A 25,988-nucleotide genomic window follows, 5' to 3' on the forward strand; every position below is an offset into this window, starting at 1 on the left:
CAAATCTCGCGTCGACCAGAGTGGTCGCAACGTCTTTCGTCGGGACGGGTTGGTCCCGGCGATGATCGGTGTATTGCGGCCGGGCTGTGTCGGCCGCAACAAGATGGATGCGGAGGCACGATCTCGCCACGCCGTGACGGTTGGGGTGCGCTTCTGACCCCGGCTATTGCTCGGCAGACCGGAGCGCGCCGGCATCGTACACGACCTTGCCGCCAAGCAGGGTCAATACCGATCGGATGGTATCGATCTCGTCGACCGGCATCGTCATGTAGGGCTTGTCGAGCACTGCGAGATCGGCGAGCTTGCCGGCGGAAAGCGTGCCGCGATCCTCCTCGGCAAAGGCGATCCATGCTGCGTTTCGCGTGTAAAGCCGCAGCGCCTCTTTGCGCGTGAGCAACTGGTCGCTCGCCTTCTGCACCGTGCCTCCAAGCGAACGCCCCGTCAGGTGGTACTCTATCGCCTGCCAGACGCCGGCGACGCCGATGCGTGTGGAGTCGGTGCCGCCGGCGACAAGCAGCCCCTTGTCGATGGCAAGGCGCGTCGGTGGTGAAACGGCTGCGACAGCCGTGCCATTGGCGCCTGCGATGGCCGCTCCCTCGAAATAGGGACCCATCTGGACGGTGTAGGCGAGACCCATCTTTTGCATCCGGTCGAGGGTCCGTTCCGATCCGGTGTTGAGGTGGGCGATCGACCACCGGAGGTCGTTGAGCGGGTGCGTCTTGTGCACCTCTTCGAAAACGTCGAGGATGGCGCTCGCGGCGTCATCGGTATAGGCGTGGATCTCGACGGGGATACGCCGTTCCGCAGCGAACTGCGCGACTTTCAAGAGTTCGTCGCGCGCTTCCTTTGGCGGAGCGAAACCCGGCCCCATCTGCACGCCGTCGTTCATCGCAAAGACCAGGGATTCGCCAAGACCCAGGAAGCTCAGCGTGCCGTCGTCGTGGACGGCGGGACGGAACGACATGATTTCGCGGAACCATTCGGCTTCTTTGCCGGGATGGGCCGCCGGAATTCGGTAGCCGGCCCTCAGTGTCAGGCCGCCTTCGTCCCTGAGCGCGAAGAACGGTTCATAGCCGACGGCCGGCCCTGCGGAAGGGTCGATGAAGCCGGTGACGCCGACCGCGTTCAGATGCGAAAAGAAGACCTTCAGGTTCGCCTTGCGCTCGTTCTTGCCGATTGCACTGAGTTGTCCGAAGAGCACGTTGAACGAGCCGATGTTGCCGAAGAGCCTGCCCGTTGCGCGGCTTTCTTCGTTGCGCTCGATCGTGATGCCGGGCGGCAGCTTCGGCGCAGCACTGTCGAGAGCAAGCAGCTCGATCCCCTTGGTGTTCACGAGCGCGTAGTCGTAGAGATATTGCACATAGGCCGGCGTCTGCGGGAGGGTCTTGTCGAGGTCGGCGACGTCAGGCGCTCGGCGCTCGGCGAACTGGTCCGGATGCCAGGAGCCGACGACCGCGACCCACTGGTCCCTGGCACGATCCCGCGCCGCAGTCTTCAAGGCTTCAAGCGCGCTCGCAAGGCTCGTTTCGTCATGCCAGTAGGTCTCGAACGGATAAGTCTGGCCGCCGCGGATCGCGTGGATATGCGTATCGACAAGGCCGGGAATGACCGTGCGGCCGCCAAGGTCCAGGACCTCCGTATCAGGTCGCACCAGGTTCTCGATGTCCTCGTCGCTGCCGACCGCCACGATGCGGCCATCGGAAATGGCAAGCGCTTCCGCCGCCGGTCGAGCCTCGTCCATGGTGACGATCGTCCCGTTTCTGAGCACGAGGTCGGCACTATCGTTTGCCAAGGACGATTGCGTGAAAACGGCAAGCTGCGCCGCGGCGAGGCAGAAGGTCGAAAACCGGCGGATCAAGGCACTCTCCTCAACAGGATCGGTGAAACCAAACTGGCGGAGGGCGCGGGTGGTTCGCGTTGCTTTCTCCGGCAGGTGCGGCGTCGGATGGTGGCCGAGCCGTCTTCGCCACGCCTGAGATAGCGGGCCTAAAAAAGATACGGACGCTACAAACCGGCGGTAGGCGCCGAAATCGAGCCACAGCGTCTTAAAAATAGGACAAGGATTTCGACGATTGCCGATCCAGACTGCGATCGCAGGTGGAGCCGGCGAGGCGAAGGCCGGCGATCACTTGCTTCCGATGGCGCGCTGAAAGTCCACGCCGAATTGGACGATAGTCCACCAAAAGAGCACACTTGGACCTCATCTCCACCGGAACGGCAAGCTACCAATCTCTCGGCAGGATGAGGAACCCGCCAGATCAGAACCAAGGGAGCGAGAAATGATCCACGCCGATGACGGCTCACTGTCCCAGGAACAGCGAATGATGCGCGACAGCTGCCGCGCCTTCGTCGACGACGCGGTGACGCCTTTCATTCGATCGAACTGGCAGCGCGAATGGGACATGAGCCCGGGTGAGCGGCTGCCGCGCTCGATCCTGGAGGGCGCCGAAACGATCGGCGTCCGCACGCTCGGCGTGCCGGAAGCCTATGGCGGCGTCGACCTGGAGCGCGAGACAGAGGTTAGAACCTTCGCGCTGATCTCCGAAGAAATCGCTCGTGGCGACTCCGGCCTTGCCGACAAGCTGGTGCAGAACTGGAAGGTTTCGATCCTCCTGCGCGAATTCGCGCCAAGGCACCTGCAGGACAAGTGGTTTCCGCGCCTTCTGGCGGACCCGCAGTTCCTGCTGGCCCATTGCCTTACCGAGCCGCGCGGCGCTTCGGACCGCTGGCTACCCTACAATGTGCCCGAGGCGGCGATGCACACGAAGGCCGTGCTCAAGGACGGGCACTGGGTGATCAACGGCCGCAAGCAGTTCATCTCGAACGGCTTCGATGCGAGCCTCTACGTCGTCTATGCCAATACGGACTCCTCCGTCGGCATGCTGCAGGGAACCTCGAGTTTCCTCGTGCCGCGCGACACGCCGGGCCTGACGGTGACGAAATGCAACGAGACCATGGGCTGCCGTTTCATGAACAACGGCGAGCTGGTGTTCGAAGACTGCCGGGTGCCGGCGGATCACCTTCTCGTCCAGAACACAGCCCTTGGCAGCGCCGGGCAGTATTTCCGCGCCGGCAAGATCATCCAGGCGGCCAAGAACCTCGGCGTCGGCGTCGCCTGCTTCGAGCGCACGGCCGACTATGTCCAGAACTATGTGCAGGGCGGGCGTATTCTCATCAAGCACCAGGCGGTGGCGCTCAGGCTCGCCGACATGGCGACCCGGATCGAGGCGGTGCGCGCGCTGATCGAGCGGGCGTCGAGGGCCGTCGACGAGCGGCATCCGGACATGGATATTCTTTGCAACATGGCCAAGGTCTACGCGTCGGAGGAGATCATGAAGGTCGCGACCCACGCGCTGGAACTGCATGGCGGCAACGGCGCAATGCTGGAGTTCGGCATCGAGAAGCTGTTCCGCGACGCCGCCATCTTCCTGCACATGGACGCGACCGTCGATGTCAGCCGGATGAAGATCATCAAGACCATGTTCCCGGCAACCGCCGGCAAATACGCAGGCCCTGAAAACTAGGACCTGTCGGAGGAGTTGGCGGGCAAGGGAGGACGAAGGATGAAGATATTGGTCGCGGTGAAGCGCGTTGTCGATCCGAACGTGAAGGTGCGGCTACGGGCGGATGGCAGCGGTCTCGACCTTGCCGCCGCCAAGATGACGATGAACCCGTTCGACGAGATCGCTGTCGAAGAGGCGGTCCGTCTCAGGGAGGCGGGCATCGCCTCCGAGGTGGTCGTCGTTTCCGTCGGTCCCGAAAAGGCGACGGAGACATTACGCACTGCACTGGCGATGGGGGCCGATCGCGGCCTCCTCGTCCGGACGGAGGCGACGACCGAACCGCTGGCGGTCGCCAAAGCGCTGAGCGCCGTCGCCGGCGAAGAACAGCCGGCCCTGATCCTTCTTGGGAAGCAGGCCGTCGACGATGATTGCAATCAGACCGGACAGATGCTGGCCGCAAAACTCGGTTGGCCGCAGGCGACCTTTGCCTCGCAGCTCACCGTCAATGGCGATCGCGCCACTGTCATTCGCGAGGTCGACGGCGGATCGCAGACGCTCGCGCTCGCCCTGCCGGCAATCGTCACGGCGGATCTGCGCCTGAACGAGCCGCGCTACCCGTCGCTGCCGAACATCATGAAGGCCAAGAAGAAGCCGCTGGAGGAAAGGCAACCTTCGGACTACGGCCTGGTCATCGAGGAGCGCCTGGAAGTCGTCCGCCTCGAAGAGCCGCCGACAAGGGCCGCCGGCATCAAGGTGAAATCGGTGGCGGAGCTTGTCGAACGGTTGAAAACGGAAGCGGGAGTGCTGGCATGAGCGTGCTTGTCTTGGCCGAACACGGCAATGCGCAACTGGATGAGGCAACGGCAAGGGCGGTCAGCGCCGCGCTTTGCCTCGGCAACGACGTTCACGTGCTCGTCGCGGGCAAGGGGTGTCACGACGCAGCCCTGGCTGCCGCCGGTCTCGACGGCATCTACAGGGTCCTGGTCGCGGATGGGGAAAGCCTTGCCAACCAACTTGCCGAGCCGCTCGCCGACCTGATCGTCGCCTTGTCGGGAAACTACGATGCCATCGTCGCGGCATCCACCTCGACCGGCAAGAACGTGATGCCGCGCGTCGCGGCACTGCTCGACGTCATGCAGATCTCGGACGTGATTGCGATCGATGGTCCTGACCTGTTTCGCCGTCCGATCTACGCCGGCAACATCGTTCAGACGGTGCGCTCGAAAGACCCGAAGCGCGTTCTGACGATCCGGGCGGCGGCATTCCGGCCCGTGGGTCAGGGGAAGGCGAAGCCAATCGAGGTAGTCGACGTTGCGCCGGGCTCCTGCCGTTCGACATTCGTCGCCAATGCTCTAGCGGCTTCGGAGCGGCCCGAACTGACCTCGGCGCGCATCGTCGTGTCCGGCGGGCGCGGTATGGGCTCGGCAGACAATTTCGAGACGGTGCTCGCGCCGCTCGCCGACACGCTGGGGGCGGCATTGGGTGCGAGCCGCGCGGCCGTTGACGCCGGCTATGTCTCGAACGACCTTCAGGTCGGCCAGACCGGCAAGATCGTCGCTCCCGACCTCTACATCGCCTGCGGCATTTCCGGCGCGATTCAGCATCTGGCGGGCATGAAGGATTCGAAGGTGATCGTCGCGATCAACAAAGACGCGGAGGCACCGATCTTCCAGGTTGCCGATTATGGTCTCGTCGCCGATCTCTTCGAGGCGGTTCCCGAGTTGAAAGGGACGCTCGCAAGCGCGACTTGAGCAGGTGGCATCGGCACTGAGGCAAACAGGGGGGACGAGATGGCAAGGACAGATGGGCAGCCGGGCGGCGATCCGGATCAGGACGTGGACGACACCCTGTCGGCGCCCTTTCGTTCCTACGCGCTCGAACGGGCCGATGCGCCTCGCTTCCACATTCGTCTGGTCGAAAAGACACAAAGGCTCTATCCGGCGCACAAGCACGACTACTTCCAGATCGTCTATTTCATGACCGAAGCGCCGACGGCGCGCGTCGGCCTCAGATCCTACAAGCCGCAGCCGGGCTCGGTTTATTTCATCGCGCCGATGACCCCGCATCAGATGCGCTTCAGCAGCGCGTCGCGGTCCGTCGTGATCTACTTCGACCTCGATTTCCTCCGGCCGGGCATCACGCGCTCTTATCCGATACAGGAACTGGTGCGCATTGCCCCCGAACTCACGCCCTTTGCCTGGCAGGGGCACATCGACTTTAACCTGGACGAAGCCCAGGCGGCGCGCGTCGAGGAGGCCTGCCGGGTGATGATCCTTGAGCATGCCGAGGATCGGATCTGCACGGGGGAGATCATTCGCGCCGAGCTGACGCTGATGCTCGGCAGGATCTGCCGGGCCTATGAGGATCGTTTCGACGAGTTGTCACCGGTTCTGCCGGCGATCGGCCGGGACAGCGGACATATGCGCCGGATCTCAGATTTCATCGCGGAGAATTACCTGCGCTCGCCGACCCTCGATCAGGCGGCCGCCTACGCCAGGCTTTCCCGCAGCCGCCTCTGCGCGCTGTTGCGGCAGCATACGGGCACCAGCTTCAACGCGCTCATCCGCGAGATGCGCATCGATGACGCGCGCGAACGCCTGGTGCTGACCGACGAGCCGATCGGGCAGATCGCCTATGCGGTCGGCTACACCGACGAGAAGTATTTCCTGCGAGCGTTTCGAAAGTCGGTCGGAATGACGCCGACGGCCTATCGGGTGAAACGGTTGAGCGACCTCGCCGTACCCGCGACGACGCGGCGCGGTCTCGGTGCGCGGGCCCCGGGCCTGATGCCAAGGAGCAGGAGCTAGCGGATCACACGGAACCAGCCGGACGACGGGATTGTCCGACGGACAGAGAAAAGCCTGACCGGGATGCGGTCCGGCATGTGCGGTTGATTGCAACATGGGAGGAGTAGCAATGCTTAAGAATGTCGAGGATCAGGCGCGGGCGCCGCTCCGGATGTCCGGCCTGTTCGTGGGTGGGGAATTCCTGGACGACGGCGGCGCCACCACGTTCAGCGTCGAGGAGCCGGCAACCGGGGCGACGATCGCGCATGTGACCAATGCATCGGAGGCCGACGTCGACCAGGCAGTCAGAAGCGCCCGCGGCGCCTTCCAGTCCTGGCGCGACCGTTCCCCGCGCGAGCGCGGCCAGATCCTGCGCGAAGTCGCCGCCCATATTCGCAAGCATGTGGACGAACTTGCCGAGATCGAGGCGCGCGAAGTGGGCAAGCCACGTCGCGATGCGCTCCGCTTCGACGTGTCGTTCTGCCATGCCTGCTTCGACTATTTCGGCGGTCTCGCCGACACGATCCACGGCGAGATCCTCGATCAGGGACCGATCGAGGCGCGCATCAACTACGAGCCCTATGGCGTAGTGGCCGCGATTCTGCCTTTCAACTGGCCGCCGATCCACTTTTCCAAGAAGTGCGCGCCGGCGCTCGCCGCCGGCAACACCGTCGTCATCAAGCCCGGCGAGCAGGCGCCGTTGACGGTGTTGCGCCTCGTCGAACTCGCCAATGAGATCCTGCCGCCGGGCGTTCTCAACGCGGTCGCCGGCATGGTCTCCGGCCCGGCACTTGCCGCCCATCCGCTGGTCGAGCGCATCACCTTCACGGGATCGACGATGACGGGCCGGCGCGTGCTGCAGTCGGCCGCGCAGAACCTCACCTATGCCACGATGGAGCTTGGCGGAAAGAACGCGCTGATCGTGCTTCCCGATGCCGATCTCGACGTCGCGATCAACGTTGCGCTCGAAGGCATGTTCTACAATCAGGGAGAGGCCTGCACATCGACATCGCGCATCCTCGTGCACGATAGCCTCCATGACCGGTTCCTGGAGCGGTTCGCGCGGGCGACCGAGAAGCTGGTCGTCGGCGACGGACTTGATCCGGCGACCGATATCGGCGCGATGGTCGATGCGAAGCACCGCGACAAGGTTCTGTCCTATCTCGACATCGCGCTGAAGGAAGGAGCCCGCCTCGTCACCCAGGGCAGGTTGCCGACCGACGAGAGATTGAAGGACGGCTACTGGGTCGCGCCGACGGTTCTTGCAGATGTTACGCCTGACATGACCCCGGCGCGCGAAGAGATGTTCGGTCCGATCGCCAGCATCATGCGGTTTTCGACCGAGGAAGAGGCGATCCGCATCGCCAATGACAGTGAATACGGCCTGACGGCGGCGATCTGCACGACCGACGAGGCCCATGCCGGCAAGATCGCAGCCAAGCTCGAAGCGGGCATGATCTTCGTCAACAACTACATGCGCCGCGCCTTCCTCGGCTCGCCCTTCGGCGGCCAGAAGGGAAGCGGTTTCGGCCGGGAAAATACGGCGGAAACGCTGCGCGAGTTCATGCGCTCAAAGAACGTCCGGTTTCCGTCGGGCCGGGGGAGCATCCCGACCTGGCCACCGAAGGAGTGAGTTCTTCCTGATCCAGATCTATTGAACCGAACCTCCAGCACGGTGACGACGCCCCGTCTTCGGCTCGTCGCCGTGCGAACTTCTAGCGGTCCTCGGCGAGGGCGGCCGTCGCGTTTCGCGCGGCTCGCCTCAGTAGGGCCGCCAATTGATAGGCGCATGCAGATGGTTGAACGCGAGAGCATGGAGTTCGACGTTGTGATCGTGGGTGCGGGGCCGGCGGGTCTTGCGGCGGCGATCCGGCTGAAGCAGGTCAATCCGGAGCTTTCGGTCGTCGTGCTCGAAAAGGGCGCTGAAGTCGGTGCGCATATCCTGTCGGGCGCCGTCGTCGATCCCATCGGCATCGACCGCTTGCTGCCGGACTGGCGCGCCGACGCCGACCATCCGTTCAAGACCGAGGTGACGGACGATCATTTCCTGTTCTTGGGACCCGCCGGCTCGATCCGCCTGCCGAACTTCCTGATGCCGCCGCTGATGAACAATCACGGCAACTACATCGTATCGCTTGGGCTCGTCTGTCGCTGGCTGGCGACCAAGGCGGAGGAACTCGGCGTCGAGATCTATCCGGGTTTTGCCGCCACCGAAGTGCTCTACAACGACGAGGGTGCGGTCATCGGGGTTGCCACCGGCGACATGGGCATCGAGCGGAACGGCGAACCGGGCCCGAACTTCGCCCGCGGCATGGCGCTCTTGGGCAAATACACGCTGATCGGCGAGGGCGTGCGCGGTTCGCTCGCCAAGCAGCTGATCGCCAAGTTCGATCTCTCGAAAGACCGCGACGTCCAGAAGTTCGGCATCGGCCTGAAGGAGCTCTGGCAGGTCAAGCCCGAGAACCATCGTCCGGGCCTGGTGCAGCACTCCTTCGGCTGGCCGCTCGGCATGAAGACCGGTGGCGGCTCCTTCCTCTACCATCTCGAAGACAACATGGTCGCCGTCGGCTTCGTCGTGCACCTCAATTACAAGAACCCCTATCTCTTCCCCTTCGAGGAGTTCCAGCGCTTCAAGACGCATCCGGCGATCCGCGGCACGTTCGAGGGCGGCAAGCGGCTTTCCTATGGGGCCCGTGCGATCACCGAGGGCGGTTACCAGTCGGTACCGAAGCTGTCCTTCCCCGGTGGTGCGCTGATCGGCTGTTCGGCCGGTCTCGTCAACGTGCCGCGCATCAAGGGCAGCCACAATGCGGTGCTTTCAGGCATTCTCGCGGCCGAGAAGCTGGCGGCAGCGATTGCTAGTGGCCGCGCCAATGACGAGCCGATCGAGATCGAACGCGGCTGGCGCGACAGCGCCATCGGCCAGGACCTGAAGCGGGTGAGAAACGTCAAGCCGCTGTGGTCGAAGTTCGGCACGGCGATCGGCGTTGGGCTCGGCGGTCTCGACATGTGGACCAACCAGCTGTTCGGCTTCTCCTTCTTCGGCACGCTGAAGCACGGAAAGACCGATGCGCAGTCGCTCGAACCCGCAGCGCAGCACAAGAAGATCGACTATCCAAAGCCGGACGGGGTTCTGACCTTCGACCGGCTGTCCTCGGTGTTCCTGTCGAACACCAACCATGAGGAAGACCAGCCGGTCCATCTCCAGGTGAAGGACATGGATCTGCAGAAGCGCTCCGAGCACGACGTCTATGCCGGTCCGTCGACGCGCTACTGTCCGGCCGGGGTCTACGAATGGGTGGAGAAGGACGGGAAGGACGTCTTCGTCATCAACGCGCAGAACTGCGTGCACTGCAAGACCTGCGACATCAAGGACCCGAACCAGAACATCAACTGGGTGCCGCCCCAAGGCGGCGAAGGCCCGGTCTATCCGAACATGTGAGTTCGGGAGGCGGGCCGCGCGGACCGAATTCATTATTGCCAAGCGAGAGACGCATCCATGCAAGACCCGACTGTCATAACCAACCCCGTTCTCAGCCAATGGATCGACGAGGTTCGGGCCCTGTGCGAACCGGATCAGGTCCATGTCTGCGACGGCAGCGATGCGGAATACAGGCGTCTGTGCAGCACCCTTGTCGCCGCGGGCACCTTTATCCGGTTGAACGAAGCGAAGCGCCCAAGCTCGTTCCTCTGCCGCTCCGATCCCCGCGATGTCGCCCGCCTCGAACATCGCACTTTCGTCTGCACCTCCAGCCGGGAGGACGCAGGGCCCACCAACAATTGGGCAGATCCTGCCAGCATGCGCGTGGAGCTTTCGCGATTGTTCAAGGGATCGATGCGCGGGCGCACCATGTATGTGATCCCGTTCTCCATGGGGGAACCCGGCTCGGACCTTGCGATGATCGGGGTTCAGATCACCGATTCCGCCTATGTCGCGGTCAGCATGAAGTTGATGGCGCATATCGGCCTGCCGGTCCTGCGCGCACTTGGCACGCGCGAATTCGTGCGCTGCCTGCACTCGGTCGGAGCCCCGCTCGCGCCCGGCGACCGCGATGTGCCGTGGCCCTGCAACGCGGAGCACAAATATATTGTGAGCTTCCAGGACGACGGCTCGATCGCATCCTTCGGTTCCGGCTACGGCGGCAATGCGCTTCTCGGCAAGAAGTGCCTGGCACTGCGCACGGCCTCGCTGAAGGGCCGACAGGAGGGGTGGCTTGCCGAGCACATGCTGATCATGGGCGTGGAGGATCCCACTGGGAAAACGACCTATGTCGCGGCCGCCTTTCCGTCCGCCTGTGGCAAGACCAATTTCGCCATGCTTCTGCCGCCCGAGGGTTTTGCGGGATGGAAGGTCAAGACGGTCGGCGACGACATCGCCTGGATTCGGCCGGATGCGGACGGCAGGCTGCGGGCCATCAATCCGGAAACGGGCTTCTTCGGGGTTGCCCCGGGCACCAACGAGAAGACCAATCCCAACATGATGGCGGCGATCGCGCGCGAGACCATCTTCACCAATTGCGCGCTGACGCCCGACGGCGACGTCTGGTGGGAGGGCATGACGGAGGAGGCGCCGCCGGCGTTGGTGGACTGGCGCGGTCTCGACTGGACGCCTCAGGCCGGTCGCCCGGCCGCGCATCCGAACGCCCGTTTCACCGTTTCGCGCGACCGCTGCCCGAGCATGGACCCATCGGCCGCGCACCCCGCCGGCGTGCCGATCTCGGCCTTCATCTTCGGCGGGCGGCTTTCCCACACTTTTCCGCTTGTCTTTGAGGCAAGGGACTGGCGCGAGGGCATCTACTGGGCGGCAACGCTGGGGTCGGAAGCGACGGCGGCCGCGGAAAATCAGGCCGCGACCCGGCGCGATCCCTTCGCGATGCTGCCCTTCTGCGGCTACAACATGGCCGACTATTTTGCCCACTGGCTTTCGATGGGAGACCGGCTTGTGAATGCGCCGGCAATCTTCCGCGTCAACTGGTTCCGGCGTGACGAGGACGGTGCATTTCTCTGGCCGGGCTTCCGGCAAAATATGCGCGTGCTCAAATGGATCGTGCAGAGGACGGAGAGGACTGGCGGCGGAAAAGCCACGTCGATCGGCCTTGTGCCGGGCTATGACGACATCGACTGGCATGGCCTCGACTACGACCGCCAAACCTTCGACGCGCTGATGAGGTTCGATCCGGCCAAACTCGCCAAGGAACTGCAAAGCCACGACGTCTTGCTGCAGTCCTTCGGCCAACGATTGCCGTCAGCGCTTTCCGCCATTCGTCGCGCCTTGCTCGACGGGGTTGACCAGACGCCGGATCAAGCCTGAGGTCCCGGGCACGCCGCCCCGTCATCCAGCCAGGCGGTGGTCACGGCCACCGTCTGGCTCAGCATTGCCGGGCGTTCAGCCGTCGCGATCACCCGTGCGTTTCGCGCGCGAAGAATGTCGAAGACGCCGGTCGCAAGCCGCGTGCCGATCCCCTGTCCCGACAGGGTCTGCAGCACTTCCGTGTGCGTGAGAACGACCCGGCCGTCCTCCAGCCGATAGTAGGCAACGGCGATCTCGTCGCCGATCGGCAGCTCGAATCGAGACGCCTGAGTGTTATCGATGACCTTTTCGACCATTTCGTCCCTACCTTCCTGCAACCGTTATCCGCGCCGTCGCTGTGCCCTGGACTATAGGAGGGACGAGACATCCGCGCGACCACTCTGTCGCGCGGATGCGGAGTTCTGTGGTCTCAGAGCGCCCGGCCGCCATCCACCTGGATGATGTGGCCGGTCGAAAAGCCGAGCAACGTCGCGCTCGCCAGGATGGCGGCGGCGATGTCGTCGACTTCGCCGATGCGGCCGAGCGGGGTCGAGGACGCGACCTTGTCGTTGAAGTCCGAGCCTCGCCCGGGGACGAATTGCGTGTCGACGACACCAGGAGAAACCGCAAGGACCCGGATTTCCGGGGCAAGGACGCGGGCGAGCGCCTTGGTCATCACGTCGATGCCGGCCTTGGCGGCGCAATAGGCGATATTCGAGCCAATACCGGTGAAGGCGGCGATCGACGAGATGGAGACGACGAGCCCGTCGCCGGATTTTTTCAAAAGTGGCGCGAAGGCGCGGATCGCCGCGAACTGGCTTCGCCAGTTCACCTTGAAGATGTCGTCGATCAGTTCATCCGTCAGCGCGTCGAGATCCCGGTGGGCGATAGGCTTGGTGAAGCCCGCGGCATTGACCAGCACATCGAGCTTGCCGAACTTCTGTTCGATGGTGCGGGCAAGGTCGCCAAGAGCGCGGGAATCCGTGATGTCGACGGCATATCGGGCATGACGTTCAGCGTTCGCAAGGGAGGAAATCACCGCATCCGCGCTTGCGGCCCCCTGTTCACGCGGCGTGTGGGTGATCAGCACGGTCGCTCCCGCATCTGCAAACAGGCGCCCTGTTGCGGCGCCGATTGCGCCGTTTCCGCCGATGACGAGAACTGTCTTTCCAACCAAGGACCGCGGATACGCCATAAGTTCCTCCCTCTTGACGTGATGTCTTTCAAGCCGACGGAAACGTCCGCCCGGCAATTTGACGGTTGATCGATGCGACCTTAGGGCAATCGATTGCACGAAACAATAGGCAATCGATTGCATGAAGGTTCGCGGAAAACGCTCGCGCAGAGGCGTTCGCAGGGGAAAGCGGTGCGAAGGGACCGAAACCGCCGATTCGTCGCGAGCTGCCGGCTGGGGATTGTCAGCGCTTCTGCGCTGCCACCGGTCCCGTGCTTTCGCGTTCCAGGAGCTCCACCGGCAGCACGGTCTCGAGCGGAATGTCGTCGTCCGCGCCGGCATTCATCAGGCGCAGCAGGATCGATGCGGCGGTGATGCCCGCATCATACTGCTGGATGCGGACGGTGGTGAGCCTTGGACGCGCGAGTTGCAGGAACGGCATGTCGTTGAAGCCGCTGACGGAAATGTCCGATGGACAGTCGAGGCCGTTCTCCCGCAAGACGTCGATGCAGCCGAGCGCCAGGCGGTCATTTGCGCAGAGCACGGCGGTAAAGTCGTTTCCGGAGGCGAGCAGCTCGCGCGTGCAGCGGGCGCCTTCGTCCTCATCGAAGCGCATGGCGGTGACGATGAGCTGCGGGTCGATGTCGATCGACATTCTCTTGGCGGCGTTGCGGAAGGCGGCCAGGCGTAGCTGCCCGGTCGAGAGATCCTGCGGCCCGGCCAGATGCGCGATCCGCCGGTGGCCGAGTTTCGTCAGGTGGCGCAGCATTTCGCAGATGCCCATGTCCTCGTCATTGATGACATAGGGGATGTTCGAATTCTCCACGCGCCGGTTCAGCGTCACCACCGACAGGCCGTCCTGGGCGGCCTTGGCGATCGAGGGGTCGCTTCTAAGCACCGCTGCATGGATAAGTCCGTCGACACCCCGATCGCGCAACACTTCGAGAAGGCGAACCTCGCGCTCGCGCTCGCTGTCGGTGTTGACGATGATCGACGCATAGCCGAGCGGTTCCAGAACGCTTTCGATCCCGCGCAGGATCGGTGGGAAAATCGGGTTGGTGATATCCGGAATGACGACGCCGACCGTCATCGTCCGGTTGGTGCGAAGCCCGAAGGCGATGCGGTTGGGGCGATAATCCAGGCGTTCCGCCGCGGCCTGGATCTTCGCCACGACCTCTGGCGTGATGCTCTTGCGCTCGGTCGGGTCAAGGGCGCGCGATACGGTCGACACATGAACGCCGGTCGCGCGCGCAATGTCCTTCAGCGTGGTTCGTTTCTTCTGCATGTGTCACCTCTCGCCTCCATTTAAAATCTTGCCGGAGGTTTTGCAATCGTTCGCATGGATGCTTGACAAAGCGCAAACGGTGCGCATAATCGCCCATGTGCAATCGTTTGCATATTCAGTTTGCGGCAGGGCAGTTGAGGAGCTGGCCTGCCGTCGATCGAACAGTGCGCAAGTTTCGTCCGGCGTGGCCGGGCGATTTGTTTTTCGCTTCAATGCAAACGATTGCGCGCAAATGTCTGGGAGGAGACAAAATGGGACTCAATCGGCTGATCGCGGCAGCAACCGTCAGTGTGCTTTCGGCAAGCACCGTTGCGAGCGCTGCGGAAACAATACGGATCGGCGCATCGCTGCCGATCACCGGTGGCCTTTCGGTCAGCGGCGAGAAGCATAAGCGGGGCTACGAACTCTGCAACAAGCTCATCAATGAAGCGGGCGGCATTCTCGGCAAGCAGGTGGAGCTGATCGTCAGCGACAATCGCTCCGACCCTGCGACGGCCATCAATCAGTACGAACGCTTCATCAACGTCGACAAGGTCGATGCCGTCTACGGTACGTTCTCGAGCCGCTTGACCTTTCCGGTCGGCAACGTTCTGTCCAAGTACAACATGGTTCACCCGGTTCCCTCGGGCGGTGCGCTCCGGATCTATGCCCAGGGCTACAAAAACCTCTTCTATTTCCAGGTCAATGCTGCCGAATACACAGGCAAGGACGTGATCGGCCTCCTGAAGGAGATCAAGGATCCGGCGGATGCGCCGAAGACAGTCGCCGTCGTCCATGCCGACGACTTCTTCGCCAATGCGATCGCCACCGGCCTTCTCGGCCAGAAGGTGATCGATCCCGCCAACGACAAGGAAATCGCCGACCTCGCGCCCGGTTACTTCAAGGAAGCTGGCATCGAGGTGGTGATGGAGGAGAAGTGGCCCGAGGAAGGCTTCAACGACTGGCTGAACCTTGCCAATTCGATCAAGCGCTCCGGCGCTGAAATGATCGTCGGCCTGACGGCTTCTGCGGAAGAGGCGGTCCAGCTCATGCGGGCGCTCAAGACCGTCGGCGCATCGGCAAAGCTCGTCTATCTCAGCCAGGGTGCCCAGACGGAGTTCATCGAGGGTGTGGGGAACGACGCGGCCGATGGCGTCGTCATCCACACCACCTGGCACAAGGATGTTCCGTTCAAGAGCACGCTTGCCGGAAAGCCCTTCGACAACGCCGATTTTGTGAAGGCGTTCGAAGCCGAATATGGTGTCGAGCCGGATGAAGACAGCGCCATCCCTTTCGCCGTCTGCCAGGGTATCGAGCAGGCCATGGTTGGCGCCGGCAGCACGGATAACGCCAAGATGGGCGAATGGCTGCACGCCCGCACCAAGGAACAGCCTGTCCAGACAGTGCTCGGCGATTTCAGCTGGGACGATCTCGGCCTGCCCGTCGAAAAGTCGCACATCATGACCCAGTGGCAGGATGGCAAGCTGACCTTCGTCTACCCGACCGGCCAGTTCGAGGGCATCGTGCCCTTCCGCTATCCCAAGTCCGGTTTCTGACCCTTTGCGAGGCAGAGGAGGGTGTTTCGCTCGCGAGGCGCCCTCCCGATTGGCAGGCATCTACTACCCAATTTCTAGTACAAGGAGATCGCGCGGATGCTCGAGGTTAAGAACCTGTGCAAGCACTACGGCGGAATTCGCGCCGTGGACGGCGCAAGCTTCAAGGTCGAGAAAGGCTCGATCACGGCACTCATCGGGCCGAACGGCGCCGGCAAGACCACGGCCTTCAATTGCATCAGCCGCACCGTCGTCCCGACCTCGGGCGAGGTCTGGCTGGATGGCGAGCGGATCGACAATCTGCGTCCGCACAAGATCACGGCAAAGGGCCTGAGCCGGACCTTCCAGATCTCGCGCAACCTCGCTGACATGACGGTGCTGGAAAACGTGATCGTACAGGCGCGCTGCCGCGGCTTTGCCGACCTGTTCCGGCCGGCGGTCTCGGCGGAAGAGCGCGACAAGGCAATGTCGATCCTCGATTTCCTCGGGATCACCCGCATTGCCTACGAGGATGGGCACAACCTGTCCTACGGCCAGAAGAAGCTGATGGATCTGGCAGCGCTGCTGATGGCCGATCCGAAAATCATCCTGCTCGACGAGCCCGCCGGCGGCGTCAACCCGACGCTGCTCGAAGAGATCGTCGGCCACATCCGGGCGCTCAACGCCAAGGGCCTGACGGTGCTGATCGTCGAACACAACATGGACCTGATCATGCGGCTCTCGCACCGCGTCGTGGTCATGGCGCACGGGCGGGTAATCTGCGACGGCACGCCCGATGTGGTGCGTCGCGATCCGCATGTGCTCGAAGCCTATCTGGGCGGCGTACTGGAAGAGGAAGCGGCCTGATGAGCGATCTCCTGCAAGTCACCAATATCACCGCCGGCTATGGCGACGGCCCGGCCATTCTCGATGGCGCGCGGCTGACGGTCGAGCCAGGCAAGGTCCACTGCATCATCGGCCCGAACGGCGCCGGCAAATCGACGCTGCTGAAAGCGATCTGCGGCATGCTGACGATCCGCAAGGGCGACGTCATCTTCAAGGGCGAGCGGCTGAACGGCCTGCGCCCCGACCAGATCCTGCGCAAGGGCATCTGTTTCGTACCGCAGGAACGGGCGCTGTTTCCGAAGATGACGGTGCGCGAAAACCTGCGCATGGGCGGATATGTGCTCAACGACGCAAAGCTTCGTGACCGCCGCATCGACGAAATCCTCGAGCGCTTTCCGGTGCTGCGCGAGCGCGCCGACCAGCATGCCGGCACCATGTCGGGCGGCCAGCAGCAGACGCTTGCGATGGCGCGCACGCTGATCGTCAAGCCCGACATCGTCATGCTCGACGAGCCCTCCCTCGGGCTGGCGCCGAAGATCGTGCAGGAGATGTTCGACATCATGAAGATGATGTCTCAGGAGGGCGTCACCGTCCTGCTCGTCGAGCAGAACGCGATGATGGGCCTCAAGAATTCCGACTGGGGCGTTGTGCTCGATCTCGGCCGCACCCTCTTCGAGGGGCCGGCCGAGGCGGTTCTGGCGGACCCGCGCATCCAGGAACTTTACCTCGGCGGCCGCAAGGTCGCGTAGCGGAGGACGTGATGACAGACATTCTTCAGATACTGATACTCGGCCTCGCGCTCGGCGGCGTAATCGCGCTGATGGGGTCCGGACTTTCGCTGGTCTTCGGCGTCATGCGCATCGTCAACCTGGCCCATCCGTCGCTGATCATCTGCGGCGCCTATGTCAGCTATTGGGCCTTCAAGCTCTGGGGCCTCGACCCGATCGCCACGCTGCCGATCGCGGCACTGATCATGGCGGCGATCGGCGTGCTGCTCTATCGCCTGATGTTCGAGAGCCAGGCCAAAAGCGCCCGCTACTCGGAAATGACGGTACTTCTTACCTTCGCGCTGGCGATGATCGTTGAAGGCTTCCTCGGCGCCGCCTTCACCAACACCCAGCGCGTGACCTCGCCGGAATATGCGACGGACGCCTTCTTCATCGGCAGCCTGTTCATCCCGAAAGGGCAACTCTATGCCGGCTGTGTGTCACTCGCGATCATCGGCGCGCTGACGCTGTTCCTCAACTACTCGCGGCTCGGCTACGCCATCCGCGCCACCACGCAGAACCGCGAGGCCGCCGAACTGCTCGGCGTCAACGTCAACCTCATCAGCATGATCGCCTTTGCAATAGGCATCGGGCTTGCAGGTGCTGCCGGTTCGCTGGTGAGCTTCGTCTTCAGCTTCTTCCCCGCCAAGCAGTGGGAATGGATTGCAATGCTGATGTCGGTCGTCGTCCTTGGCGGCATGGGCAGCGTGCTCGGCACCGTCGTCGCCGCTCTTCTCCTGTCGGTCATCGCCGCATTCGTCGGCACCTGGGTGGGCGCCACCTGGTCGACCATGACCTTCTTCCTCGCACTCTTCGTCATCCTGCTGATCCGTCCCCAGGGCCTGTTCGGCGAAAAACCGGAGTTGGCATAATGGCCGTAAACCTACAACAAGCCGACGCGAGCTCGGTGCTCGAGGCCCGTCGCATTCACAACCAGAAGCTTGCGCGCCAGCATGACCAGACCCGCGCCACATGGTTCCCTCTCACCGTTCTCGGTGTGCTGCTCGCCCTGCCGCTCCTGCAACTAACCGGCAACTACAACTACCTGCTGCACCTTGTCCTGTTCACGGCTTCTTATGCGGTCATGGCCAGCGGCTGGAACATCATCGGCGGGTTCGCCGGCTATATCTCGCTCGGCCACGCGGTGTTCTTCGCGATCGGCGGCTATTTTTCAGGCGTGCTCCTGGCGCGATACGGCATCTCGTCGCTCTTGACGGCACCGCTCGCCGGGTTGGCGGCCGCGGCCTGCGGCTATCTAGTCGGCCTCATCACGCTGAAGGTTCGTGGCCCGAGCTTCATCATCTCGTCGATCGCGCTCCTGATGATCGCCCGTATTCTGTTCGACCACTGGGAGTTCATCGGCGGCGCCAACGGCCTGTCGCTGCCGGTAACCGATCTGCCCGTTCAGACGGCGAAGCTGCCCTACTACTACGCCTTCGTGCTGATGGCTGCCTTCACCGTGTGGGCGACCTATCGCATCAAGCATTCCAAGTTCGGGCTTGGCCTGCGCGCGCTCTCCAAGGACGAGGTCAAAGCGGAAAGCGCCGGGATCAACACCCGCTTCTACAAGGTGCTGGCCTTCGCATTGTCCGCCTTCTTTGTCGGCATGGCCGGTGCAGTCTGGGGTGAGTATCTCACCTATCTCCGGCCGAACATCTTCCTGATCATCCTCGTTTCGGCAAACCTGGTGCTGATGTGCATTCTCGGCGGCAAGGGCACGATTGCGGGGCCGGTCGTGGGCGCGATCCTGATCGTCGCCTTCAACGAAATCTTCGTGGCGACCCTCGGCGCCTCCGAGATCAACATTCTCGCGACCGGTTTCGTCATGGTTCTCGGGCTGATGTTCTTCCCGAACGGCGTGATCGGAACGCTCGCCCGCAAGGGCAAGCTGCCCCGCGTCCTCAACTGGGATTGAGAGGCGACGATGCAGGACTTCATCCTCTACAACGCCCCTCAATCGACGTGCAGCCAACGGGTGCGATACGTTCTCAACGCCAAGGGCCTCGCCTTTAAGGAGCACAAGCTCGATCTCTTCACCGGTGACCAGCTCAAGCCCGAATATCTGGCGATCAACCCGAACGGCGTCGTGCCCTCGCTCGTCCACCAGGGCCGCGCGGTCACCGATTCCGCCGTCATCATGGAGTATCTGGAAGACATTCTCCCTGGTGGGCTTCGGCCAAGGGACGCCTTCGGCGCGGCGACGATGCGGGCAATGATGCGCTTCATCGACGAAGTGCCGACACCGGCGATCCGCGTGCCTTCCTACAACCTCGCCTTCCTGCCGCACTATCAGGCGATGACGGCGGAGGAGTTCCAGGCGGTCTGCGATGCAAAGCCGCTTCGCCGCGAGTTCCTGATGAAGATGGGGCGAAGCGGCTTTCCCGAGCCGGAAATGGAAGAAGCGCTCGGCCGCCTTGAGCGCGGCGTTCAGCGCATGGCGGCGTGGCTTTCCGACAATGGCGGGCCGTGGGTCATGGGCGATCAGCTGACGTTGGCGGATATCGCGATCATGCCGGTGATCGTCCGGATGGACGATATCGGACTGTCCTCGATGTGGGCGGAGATGCCGGCGATCCAGAGATGGCTCGATGCCATCCGCGCAACCGGCGCCTTCGCTGAAACCTATTACTACGGGTCGCTGCTGACCGAAAAATATCCGCACCTGAAGACGGCCAAGCCCGAACTTCGGCTCGCCGGGTCCGGCCTGTGACGCGGAAAGGAGAACAGGGATGAACAGCCATATCAGCCCCGAGGCAAAACTGATTTCCAAGGAGGCCGACGTCACGCCGACGGTGCTTGCCGCCATGTCGCGCGGCGACGATCCGCGGCTCAAGCAGATCATGGACACGATGGTCAGGCATTTGCACGCCTTCCTGCTGGAAGCGCGCCCGACCGAGGCGGAATTCGAGTACGCCCTGCGCTGGATCACGGCGGTCGGCCAGGCGACCAACGAGGCGCACAACGAGACCGTGCTTGCCGCCGACGTGCTCGGCGCTTCGACGCTGATCGACCTGATCAACAATGACGGCATGCAGGGCGAGACGCTGTCAGCGCTCTTGGGGCCGTTCTATCGCGGGGGTGCGCCGAAATGCTTAAACGGCGACTGCATCGCCCGTTCGGATACGCCGGGATCGCAGCTCTACTTCACCGGGCGAGTGACCGATCCAGCCGGCCGACCCGTCGAAGGGGCGACCCTCGATGTCTGGCAGGCGTCCCCGGTCGGGCTTTACGAGAACCAGGACGAGACCCAGGACGACTTCAACCTGCGCGGCCGTTTCACCACGGATGGCGACGGTCATTTTCACTTCGTGTCGGTGAAGCCGGCAGGCTATCCGGTTCCGACCGACGGGCCGGTTGGCGACCTGCTGCGAGCGCAGAAGCGGACACCGATGCGTCCGGCCCACATCCACTTCATCGTCTCGGCGCCGGGCTACAAGACGCTCGTCACCCAGATCTTCTCCGACAGTCACGAGGCCCTGGTCAACGACGTGGTCTTCGGCGCGAAGCAGCAGATCGTCGGGAAATTCTTCCGCCACGATAGCCCGGACCCGGAGTTTCCGGGCGCCGCGGCGCCCTTCTACAGCTGCAACTATCACTTCAAGCTGGTGGAGGGTCAATCGGTCCTGCCGCTGCCTCCGATCTCCGGAAAGAAGGTGGCGCACCATGGCTGAGAGATCAAACAGGTCGCGCCCTGGCGCGGGAGGCTTGTGATGCAGCAGAACGTCATCATCACCTGCGCGGTCACGGGCAATCTTACGACGCGGGAAAACCATCCCGGACTTCCCGTCACGCCCGAAGAGATCGCCAATGCCTGCCTGGAGGCGGCCGATGCCGGCGCGGCGATCGCCCACATCCACGTGCGCGATCCGGTTACGGCAAAGCCCTCCATGGAGCTAAAGTACTACCGCGAGGTCGTCGAGCTCATCCGGGCCAAGAACACGGCGCTGATCCTCAACGTCACGACCGGGCCCGGTGGCCGCTACCACCCGAGCGACGAGAACCCGGCGGTCGCCGGACCACGCACGACGCTGATGCGGCCGGAAAAGCGGGTCGAGCACATCGTCGCGCTGAAGCCTGATATCGCCACGCTCGACCTCAACACCATGACCTTCGGCTCCGAGGTCGTCATCAACACGCCGGCCAACGTCAAGATCATGGCCGACATTATCAACGAGGCGGGCTCCAAGCCGGAGCTTGAGGTCTTCGACACCGGCCACATCCAGCTCGCGCAGGACCTCCTGAAAGCCGGCGTGCTGAAGTCGCCGGCGATGTTCACGATCGTCACCGGCGTCAAATACGGCTTTCCCTCGACCACCGACGTGATGGCGACCGCGGCGCGCATGCTGCCCGGCGACGCCGTCTGGACCGGCTTCGGCGTCGGTCGAATGTCGTTCCCGATGGCCGTTCAGGCCTATCTGCTCGGCGGTCACGTTCGGGTTGGCCTGGAGGACAACTCCTACATCGCCAAGGGCGTGCTCGCCAAAGGCAATGGCGAACTGGTCGAGCGGGCAAGAGACCTGATCGAGAAGCTCGGCGGCCGGATCGCCGAGCCCTCCCAGGCCCGCGAAATTCTCGGACTGCGTGCATAGGCATCGATTTCTGCAAGGAGGCATAGAATGAACATTCAGGTGGACGCGAAGATCGCCCGAGCGCTGAGGGTGACGGAAAAATCCCCCGATCTCGACAATCTCAAGATCGACGTCGTCGATGTCGCGGTGCCGCGGCCGGGTCCCGGGCAGGTGCTGGTCGAGATCGTCGCGGCGGGGGTCAATCCCAGCGACGTGAAGGCATCCCTCGGGCACATGCCGCACGCCATCTGGCCGCGCACGCCGGGCCGCGACTTCGGCGGCATCGTGCGCGAAGGACCGTCGTCGATGATCGGCATGGAAATCTGGGGCGGGGGCGGCGAACTCGGCATCACCCAGGACGGCAGCCACGCCAAATGGATGGTGCTCGACCAGAAAGCGGTGCGCGCCAAGCCTGCGAATTTCACCATGCAGGAAGCGGGCTCGATCGGCGTGCCGTTCATCACCGCCTTTGAGGGCCTGCGCGAAGCCGGCGGCGTGCAGCCGACGGATGTCGTGCTCGTCTGCGGCGGCAACGGCAAGGTCGGGCAGGCGGTCATCCAGCTCGCGACCATGGCCGGCGCCAAGGTCTTTGCGGTCGAGTACAATGAGCAGCCGCTTCTGGCGCACACCAACGCGCCGGTCGAAATGCTCAACAGCGCCAAGGATGACGTTGCGGCGATCGTGCGCGAAAAGACCGGCGGCCACGGGGCCGACATCGTCTTCAACACGGTCGGCAGTCCCTATTTCGAGATCGCCAACAACGCGATGGCGAAGCAGGCGCGCCAGGTCTTCATTTCCACCTTCGACCGCGCCGTGCCGTTCGATATCTTCAACTTCTTCCGCGGGCGTCACAAATATATCGGCATCGACACGCTGGCGCTGTCGTCGGTCGAGGGTGCCCGAATCTTCGACAAGCTCAAGCCGAAGTTCGAGGAAGGCAAGTTGAAGCCGTTCCCGATCAATCCGGCGACCGTCTATGGCTTTGCCGACGCCGCCAAGGCCTACGCCTCGGTGCTGCGCGGCACGCCCGAGCGCGTGCTGCTGGTGCCCTGAGGAGGAGCGGACGATGCAGGTGACGCGCTACGGCGATGCCAGATCCTATGAGGCGCCGGAGCACTACGGCATGCACTGCCTGCGGCTCCAGGGAAAGGAGGCGACGGCAACCGATACGATCTGGATCGGCCTGTCGCACCTCCTGCCCGGTGGTCATACGTCGCTGAAGGACGCCACGGTCGAGAAGATCTACATCGTCGTTGCCGGAGAGGTGACGGTCGAAACCGGCAGCGAGTGCGTCACGCTCGGCTTTCTCGACAGTTGCCGGCTTGCGCCCGGCGAGGCGCGTGCGCTCGCCAACCGCACCAATGCGCCGGCGTCCATCCTGCTCGCCATGCCGACCTGAGCGCCGCCGCAGAACGGAGAATATTTGATGGTTTCATCGGGTCTTTACCAGCTGGGCGCGCGCGCGCCGCGCGTTCCCGCCAATGGACGATTTTACGTCGCGCCCGGCGCCGTGGTGATCGGCGACGTGTGGCTCGAAGAGGATGTCAGTATCTGGTTCAACGCCGTCTTGCGCGGCGACAACGAGCCGATCATCCTTCGGCGCGGCTGCAACGTCCAGGACGGATGCGTCGTTCACACCGATCCCGGATACCCCGTGGAGATAAGCGAGGATGTTACCGTCGGACACAACGCCACAATTCACGGATGCCGGATCGGCAAGGGAAGCCTCGTCGGCATGGGGGCGGCGATCCTCAACGGCGCGCAGATCGGTGAGCGATGCCTGATCGGCGCCGGCGCATTGGTGCGGGAAAACATGGTCATCCCGGACGGCTCTCTGGTCCTCGGGGTGCCCGCCCAGGTCGTGCGCGTTCTTGACGGAAAGACGGCCGAAGCTTTGTCGATCGGGGCGCAACGCTATCGCGCGAAAGCCCGGAGCTATCCCGGGGATCTCCAGCCGGTCTCCGTCGAACACGTATCGTCGGGGGCGGACCCAAGCAATTACATCATGCGGGAGAACATGCATGACGCAGAATGAGAACCGATTGGTCAGTGTCGTCGAGCATTGGCTCCCGCGCATGGAGGTCGCCGGGATCCCGTCGGCAACCGCACGTGCCGTCATCGAGCGAGCCGGCGTCTGGCAGAAGTGGCTTGCTGCCTGGAGCGAGGAGGGCGAGCGTCACGCAGAGCTCGGCGCTGCGGCTCTGGTCGCCGGCCGCAACGTGACCGCCGGCGAAGCCTATGCCCGCGCCAGTCTTTTTTATCATTTCGGACAATTCATGGCCTTCGAGGATCTGGAGGCAAAGGCGAGGGCCGCCACGCGAAAGGTGGAACTCTACCGTCTCGCGGCACCCTTGCTTGATCCGCCTGGCGAGATGGTCGCTGTGCCCTTTGAGGACGGCGAGCTTCGGGCCGTTCTTCGCGTGCCGAACGGAGACGGCACACACCCGCTGGCGCTGATCATCCCGGGCTCGGATTCGACCAAGGAGGAATTCCCGGCCTTCGAGCGGCATTTTCATGCCCGCGGCGTTGCGACCCTTTCGCTCGACGGTCCCGGCCAGGGTGAGGGCCGTTCGATGGGTACGCTGCGCCCGGACATCGGTTCGGCGGTTGAGGCGGCCATCCGGTCGGTAGAGGCGCACCCGCGCCTTTCGGGCAAGGTCGCGCTCGTTGGCATGGCCTTCGGCGGCTTTCTTGCCCTGCGCGCCGCCGCGTCCGTGCCAACGCTCGCCGGCGTCGTCTCCATCAACGGCTTCTTCGATCTCGGTGGGTTCTGGGACGCGCTGCCGCAGGTCTATCGCGACAACATGCGCTTCTCGCTCGGGGGCGCGGATGTTCGCGAACGTGCCGACCGTTTCACGCTGGCGCGCTGCCCGCCGCCGACCGCCCCGGCGCTCATCCTCCACGGCGGACGCGACAAGATCTTTCCACCCTCCGAAGCGGTAAAATGCGCAGATATCTGTGCGCGTGGAGCCGAACTGCACATCTTCGAGGATGGCAACCACGTCTGCAACAACATCCCCTGGCTCTACCGCCCGCTTGTCGCCGACTGGGTGGCGGAGCGCACGCGCGTGTGACCGTCGAAGACGGACGCTTCGCCGTTCACGGCATGGCCGTGGAAGGGCTGCGTCACGCGTCCGGCAAGGTGAAGACGGCGCAGGGTGCTGCGATGCCGCGCAAGGGATGCTCGCCGAGCGGCAGCAGCGGCGTCGACGCGGCCTCAGCCACGGCACCGGAGATCAGCACGGAGCAGCCGAGCGGCCGGCACAGGCCCTCCAGGCGGCTGACGAGATTGACCGCCGGGCCGATGGCTGTGAAGTCGAGCCTATCGGCGGCACCTATATTGCCCCAGAGAATGTCGCCGAGGTGCAGGGCGACGCCGAAGGAGAGCGGCGGTAGCCCCTCGGCCTGCCGGGCCTGGTCGAGATGCGCCATGCCGGCGCGCGCGGCGGTGACCGCGCGCAAGGCCGCGTCGCAGGCTTCGCTCGGCGAGCCGCTCACCGGAAAGATCGCCAGAACGCCGTCGCCGATGAATTTCAGCACCTCGCCGCCAAAGGCATGGATCGCGCCGGCGAGGCGATCGAACCAGGCGTCGAGGGCCGCGATCACCACGGCGGGTTCCGATGTTTCGGACAGCGCCGTGAAGTTGCGCAAATCGGCATAGAGCAGGGCCGCGCGAATGGTTTCACCGGTGCCGCGGGTGAGCGCTCCGGCGCGGACACGGGCGGCGCTGCGGCGGCCGAGATAGGCGTCGAGCAGAGCGGTGAGCGCGGCCCGCTCGGCAAGAACCGCCAGGGGCGCGACGGCAAAGCGCGCGACATCACCAAGCCGCGCCGTCTCTTCCGGGCCGAACGGGCGCGTCCCGGCCCAGCCGAGCGGCGCGCGTTCGTTCCCCGAACCGGTCGATTGTTGCAGCAGTGGCCCGAGCCCGGCCAGCCACTCCTCTCCCGCCCGGTCGGAGACGGCGCCGGCAAAGCCCAGGCTCTCGATCACCACGCCGGTCTCGGCTCGCCAAAGCCAGGTGCGGCGGGCGATGATCGGATGCGGCACGGCGAGCGTAAGCGCGCCGCCCGAGAGCGGCAGACCGTCGGCGACGAGCCGGCGGCCAATGTCGGACAGGAATCGGTCCGGCTCCTGCGAGGCGCTTGCCTCGTCCACGAGCCAGGCAAGGGGGGCGGACAAATCCATGCCGAAGAGGATAGGGTCGAGCGCCCTATGGACAAGCCCTTTCCCGCCGCCGCGCTGCGCGCAAGTCAGGGGC

At 63.9% G+C, this 25,988-nt stretch carries 24 protein-coding genes; 19 read left to right on the top strand and 5 right to left on the bottom strand.

What is annotated here, in order from left to right; genetic code table 11:
* Positions 1–163: 163 nt before the first annotated feature.
* Positions 164–1,858 carry an amidohydrolase gene (locus FA04_RS20295; protein ID WP_200953451.1) on the bottom strand — a complete coding sequence of 565 codons (1,695 nt, stop codon included), beginning with the start codon at positions 1,856–1,858 and terminating at the stop codon, positions 164–166.
* A 421-nt stretch (positions 1,859–2,279) separates the two neighbouring features.
* On the opposite strand from FA04_RS20295, the gene FA04_RS20300 reads away from it, so the two are divergent.
* The 7 genes from FA04_RS20300 to FA04_RS20330 all read left to right on the top strand — a co-directional run bounded on the left by FA04_RS20300 (position 2,280) and on the right by FA04_RS20330 (position 11,600).
* Positions 2,280–3,524 carry an acyl-CoA dehydrogenase family protein gene (locus tag FA04_RS20300; RefSeq protein ID WP_034787477.1) on the top strand — a complete coding sequence of 415 codons (1,245 nt, stop codon included), beginning with the start codon at positions 2,280–2,282 and terminating at the stop codon, positions 3,522–3,524.
* A 39-nt stretch (positions 3,525–3,563) separates the two neighbouring features.
* Entirely contained in the window at positions 3,564–4,316 is a 753-nt protein-coding gene (locus FA04_RS20305; protein WP_034787475.1) for an electron transfer flavoprotein subunit beta/FixA family protein, read from the top strand.
* Positions 4,313–5,254, top strand: coding sequence for an electron transfer flavoprotein subunit alpha/FixB family protein (locus tag FA04_RS20310; RefSeq protein ID WP_034787472.1), 942 nt, complete (start codon positions 4,313–4,315; stop codon positions 5,252–5,254). The genes FA04_RS20305 and FA04_RS20310 overlap by 4 nt, the downstream gene beginning before the upstream one ends.
* A gap of 39 nt (positions 5,255–5,293) precedes the next feature.
* A complete protein-coding gene (locus FA04_RS20315; protein WP_034787459.1) occupies positions 5,294–6,310 on the top strand; it encodes an AraC family transcriptional regulator in 1,017 nt (338 codons plus the stop codon).
* A 109-nt stretch (positions 6,311–6,419) separates the two neighbouring features.
* Positions 6,420–7,922, top strand: a complete 1,503-nt coding sequence (locus FA04_RS20320) for an aldehyde dehydrogenase family protein (RefSeq protein WP_051659097.1) — start codon at positions 6,420–6,422, stop codon at positions 7,920–7,922.
* 156 nt (positions 7,923–8,078) lie between these two features.
* Positions 8,079–9,731 carry an electron transfer flavoprotein-ubiquinone oxidoreductase gene (locus FA04_RS20325; RefSeq protein ID WP_064817023.1) on the top strand — a complete coding sequence of 551 codons (1,653 nt, stop codon included), beginning with the start codon at positions 8,079–8,081 and terminating at the stop codon, positions 9,729–9,731.
* A gap of 57 nt (positions 9,732–9,788) precedes the next feature.
* Positions 9,789–11,600, top strand: coding sequence for a phosphoenolpyruvate carboxykinase (GTP) (locus FA04_RS20330; protein ID WP_034789831.1), 1,812 nt, complete (start codon positions 9,789–9,791; stop codon positions 11,598–11,600).
* Here FA04_RS20330 and FA04_RS20335 read toward each other — a convergent pair.
* The 3 genes from FA04_RS20335 to FA04_RS20345 form a co-directional block, all read right to left on the bottom strand.
* Positions 11,591–11,896 (bottom strand): GNAT family N-acetyltransferase, encoded by a 306-nt coding sequence (locus tag FA04_RS20335; RefSeq protein WP_063979488.1) that lies wholly within the window; start codon positions 11,894–11,896, stop codon positions 11,591–11,593. The two genes, FA04_RS20330 and FA04_RS20335, sit on opposite strands and share 10 nt — an antisense overlap.
* A 113-nt stretch (positions 11,897–12,009) precedes the next feature.
* A complete protein-coding gene (locus FA04_RS20340; protein ID WP_034789829.1) occupies positions 12,010–12,774 on the bottom strand; it encodes an SDR family NAD(P)-dependent oxidoreductase in 765 nt (254 codons plus the stop codon).
* A gap of 223 nt (positions 12,775–12,997) precedes the next feature.
* The gene (locus FA04_RS20345) at positions 12,998–14,038 is read right to left on the bottom strand and encodes a LacI family DNA-binding transcriptional regulator (RefSeq protein WP_034789827.1); all 1,041 of its coding nucleotides are present in this window, start codon (positions 14,036–14,038) and stop codon (positions 12,998–13,000) included.
* A gap of 251 nt (positions 14,039–14,289) precedes the next feature.
* Here FA04_RS20345 and FA04_RS20350 point away from each other — a divergent pair, with 251 nt between their 5' ends.
* The 12 genes from FA04_RS20350 (at position 14,290) to FA04_RS20405 (ending at position 24,804) form a co-directional block, all read left to right on the top strand.
* Positions 14,290–15,573: an amino acid ABC transporter substrate-binding protein gene (locus FA04_RS20350; protein WP_034789825.1), complete on the top strand. Its 1,284-nt coding sequence runs from the start codon at positions 14,290–14,292 to the stop codon at positions 15,571–15,573.
* A gap of 96 nt (positions 15,574–15,669) precedes the next feature.
* Positions 15,670–16,416 (top strand): ABC transporter ATP-binding protein, encoded by a 747-nt coding sequence (locus FA04_RS20355; protein ID WP_034789824.1) that lies wholly within the window; start codon positions 15,670–15,672, stop codon positions 16,414–16,416.
* A complete protein-coding gene (locus tag FA04_RS20360; protein ID WP_034789822.1) occupies positions 16,416–17,144 on the top strand; it encodes an ABC transporter ATP-binding protein in 729 nt (242 codons plus the stop codon). Before FA04_RS20355 ends, FA04_RS20360 begins: the two co-directional genes overlap by 1 nt.
* Positions 17,145–17,155: 11 nt before the next feature.
* Positions 17,156–18,034 (top strand): branched-chain amino acid ABC transporter permease, encoded by an 879-nt coding sequence (locus FA04_RS20365; protein WP_034789820.1) that lies wholly within the window; start codon positions 17,156–17,158, stop codon positions 18,032–18,034.
* On the top strand, positions 18,034–19,077 hold the full coding sequence (locus tag FA04_RS20370) for a branched-chain amino acid ABC transporter permease (protein ID WP_034789818.1): 1,044 nt from the start codon (positions 18,034–18,036) through the stop codon (positions 19,075–19,077). Before FA04_RS20365 ends, FA04_RS20370 begins: the two co-directional genes overlap by 1 nt.
* 9 nt (positions 19,078–19,086) lie before the next feature.
* Positions 19,087–19,872 (top strand): glutathione S-transferase family protein, encoded by a 786-nt coding sequence (locus tag FA04_RS20375; RefSeq protein ID WP_051659176.1) that lies wholly within the window; start codon positions 19,087–19,089, stop codon positions 19,870–19,872.
* Between the two features lie 19 nt (positions 19,873–19,891).
* Positions 19,892–20,833: a dioxygenase family protein gene (locus FA04_RS20380; RefSeq protein WP_034789816.1), complete on the top strand. Its 942-nt coding sequence runs from the start codon at positions 19,892–19,894 to the stop codon at positions 20,831–20,833.
* A gap of 39 nt (positions 20,834–20,872) precedes the next feature.
* On the top strand, positions 20,873–21,751 hold the full coding sequence (locus FA04_RS20385) for a beta-keto acid cleavage family enzyme (protein ID WP_034789814.1): 879 nt from the start codon (positions 20,873–20,875) through the stop codon (positions 21,749–21,751).
* A 27-nt stretch (positions 21,752–21,778) separates the two neighbouring features.
* Positions 21,779–22,783 carry a quinone oxidoreductase family protein gene (locus FA04_RS20390; protein WP_051659175.1) on the top strand — a complete coding sequence of 335 codons (1,005 nt, stop codon included), beginning with the start codon at positions 21,779–21,781 and terminating at the stop codon, positions 22,781–22,783.
* 13 nt (positions 22,784–22,796) lie between these two features.
* The gene (locus FA04_RS20395) at positions 22,797–23,129 is read left to right on the top strand and encodes a cupin domain-containing protein (RefSeq protein ID WP_034789812.1); all 333 of its coding nucleotides are present in this window, start codon (positions 22,797–22,799) and stop codon (positions 23,127–23,129) included.
* Between the two features lie 27 nt (positions 23,130–23,156).
* Complete coding sequence (locus FA04_RS20400) at positions 23,157–23,765, top strand: gamma carbonic anhydrase family protein (protein ID WP_063979487.1); 609 nt, start codon at positions 23,157–23,159, stop codon at positions 23,763–23,765.
* Entirely contained in the window at positions 23,752–24,804 is a 1,053-nt protein-coding gene (locus FA04_RS20405; RefSeq protein ID WP_034789810.1) for an alpha/beta hydrolase family protein, read from the top strand. Before FA04_RS20400 ends, FA04_RS20405 begins: the two co-directional genes overlap by 14 nt.
* Before the next feature lie 52 nt (positions 24,805–24,856).
* Here the strand turns inward: FA04_RS20405 and FA04_RS20410 are convergent, their stop codons facing one another.
* Complete coding sequence (locus FA04_RS20410) at positions 24,857–25,915, bottom strand: adenylate/guanylate cyclase domain-containing protein (RefSeq protein WP_034789808.1); 1,059 nt, start codon at positions 25,913–25,915, stop codon at positions 24,857–24,859.
* Positions 25,916–25,988 lie beyond the last annotated feature (73 nt).

The organism is Ensifer adhaerens, assembly GCF_000697965.2.
Taxonomy (GTDB): domain Bacteria; phylum Pseudomonadota; class Alphaproteobacteria; order Rhizobiales; family Rhizobiaceae; genus Ensifer; species Ensifer adhaerens.

Coding starts and splice junctions, on each gene's coding strand:
- FA04_RS20300 (WP_034787477.1), top strand. CDS start 2,280: ATGATCCACGCCGATGACGGCTCACTGTCCCAGGAACAGCGAATGATG.
- FA04_RS20305 (WP_034787475.1), top strand. CDS start 3,564: ATGAAGATATTGGTCGCGGTGAAGCGCGTTGTCGATCCGAACGTGAAG.
- FA04_RS20310 (WP_034787472.1), top strand. CDS start 4,313: ATGAGCGTGCTTGTCTTGGCCGAACACGGCAATGCGCAACTGGATGAG.
- FA04_RS20315 (WP_034787459.1), top strand. CDS start 5,294: ATGGCAAGGACAGATGGGCAGCCGGGCGGCGATCCGGATCAGGACGTG.
- FA04_RS20320 (WP_051659097.1), top strand. CDS start 6,420: ATGCTTAAGAATGTCGAGGATCAGGCGCGGGCGCCGCTCCGGATGTCC.
- FA04_RS20325 (WP_064817023.1), top strand. CDS start 8,079: ATGCAGATGGTTGAACGCGAGAGCATGGAGTTCGACGTTGTGATCGTG.
- FA04_RS20330 (WP_034789831.1), top strand. CDS start 9,789: ATGCAAGACCCGACTGTCATAACCAACCCCGTTCTCAGCCAATGGATC.
- FA04_RS20335 (WP_063979488.1), bottom strand. CDS start 11,896: ATGGTCGAAAAGGTCATCGATAACACTCAGGCGTCTCGATTCGAGCTG.
- FA04_RS20340 (WP_034789829.1), bottom strand. CDS start 12,774: ATGGCGTATCCGCGGTCCTTGGTTGGAAAGACAGTTCTCGTCATCGGC.
- FA04_RS20345 (WP_034789827.1), bottom strand. CDS start 14,038: ATGCAGAAGAAACGAACCACGCTGAAGGACATTGCGCGCGCGACCGGC.
- FA04_RS20350 (WP_034789825.1), top strand. CDS start 14,290: ATGGGACTCAATCGGCTGATCGCGGCAGCAACCGTCAGTGTGCTTTCG.
- FA04_RS20355 (WP_034789824.1), top strand. CDS start 15,670: ATGCTCGAGGTTAAGAACCTGTGCAAGCACTACGGCGGAATTCGCGCC.
- FA04_RS20360 (WP_034789822.1), top strand. CDS start 16,416: ATGAGCGATCTCCTGCAAGTCACCAATATCACCGCCGGCTATGGCGAC.
- FA04_RS20365 (WP_034789820.1), top strand. CDS start 17,156: ATGACAGACATTCTTCAGATACTGATACTCGGCCTCGCGCTCGGCGGC.
- FA04_RS20370 (WP_034789818.1), top strand. CDS start 18,034: ATGGCCGTAAACCTACAACAAGCCGACGCGAGCTCGGTGCTCGAGGCC.
- FA04_RS20375 (WP_051659176.1), top strand. CDS start 19,087: ATGCAGGACTTCATCCTCTACAACGCCCCTCAATCGACGTGCAGCCAA.
- FA04_RS20380 (WP_034789816.1), top strand. CDS start 19,892: ATGAACAGCCATATCAGCCCCGAGGCAAAACTGATTTCCAAGGAGGCC.
- FA04_RS20385 (WP_034789814.1), top strand. CDS start 20,873: ATGCAGCAGAACGTCATCATCACCTGCGCGGTCACGGGCAATCTTACG.
- FA04_RS20390 (WP_051659175.1), top strand. CDS start 21,779: ATGAACATTCAGGTGGACGCGAAGATCGCCCGAGCGCTGAGGGTGACG.
- FA04_RS20395 (WP_034789812.1), top strand. CDS start 22,797: ATGCAGGTGACGCGCTACGGCGATGCCAGATCCTATGAGGCGCCGGAG.
- FA04_RS20400 (WP_063979487.1), top strand. CDS start 23,157: ATGGTTTCATCGGGTCTTTACCAGCTGGGCGCGCGCGCGCCGCGCGTT.
- FA04_RS20405 (WP_034789810.1), top strand. CDS start 23,752: ATGACGCAGAATGAGAACCGATTGGTCAGTGTCGTCGAGCATTGGCTC.
- FA04_RS20410 (WP_034789808.1), bottom strand. CDS start 25,915: ATGGATTTGTCCGCCCCCCTTGCCTGGCTCGTGGACGAGGCAAGCGCC.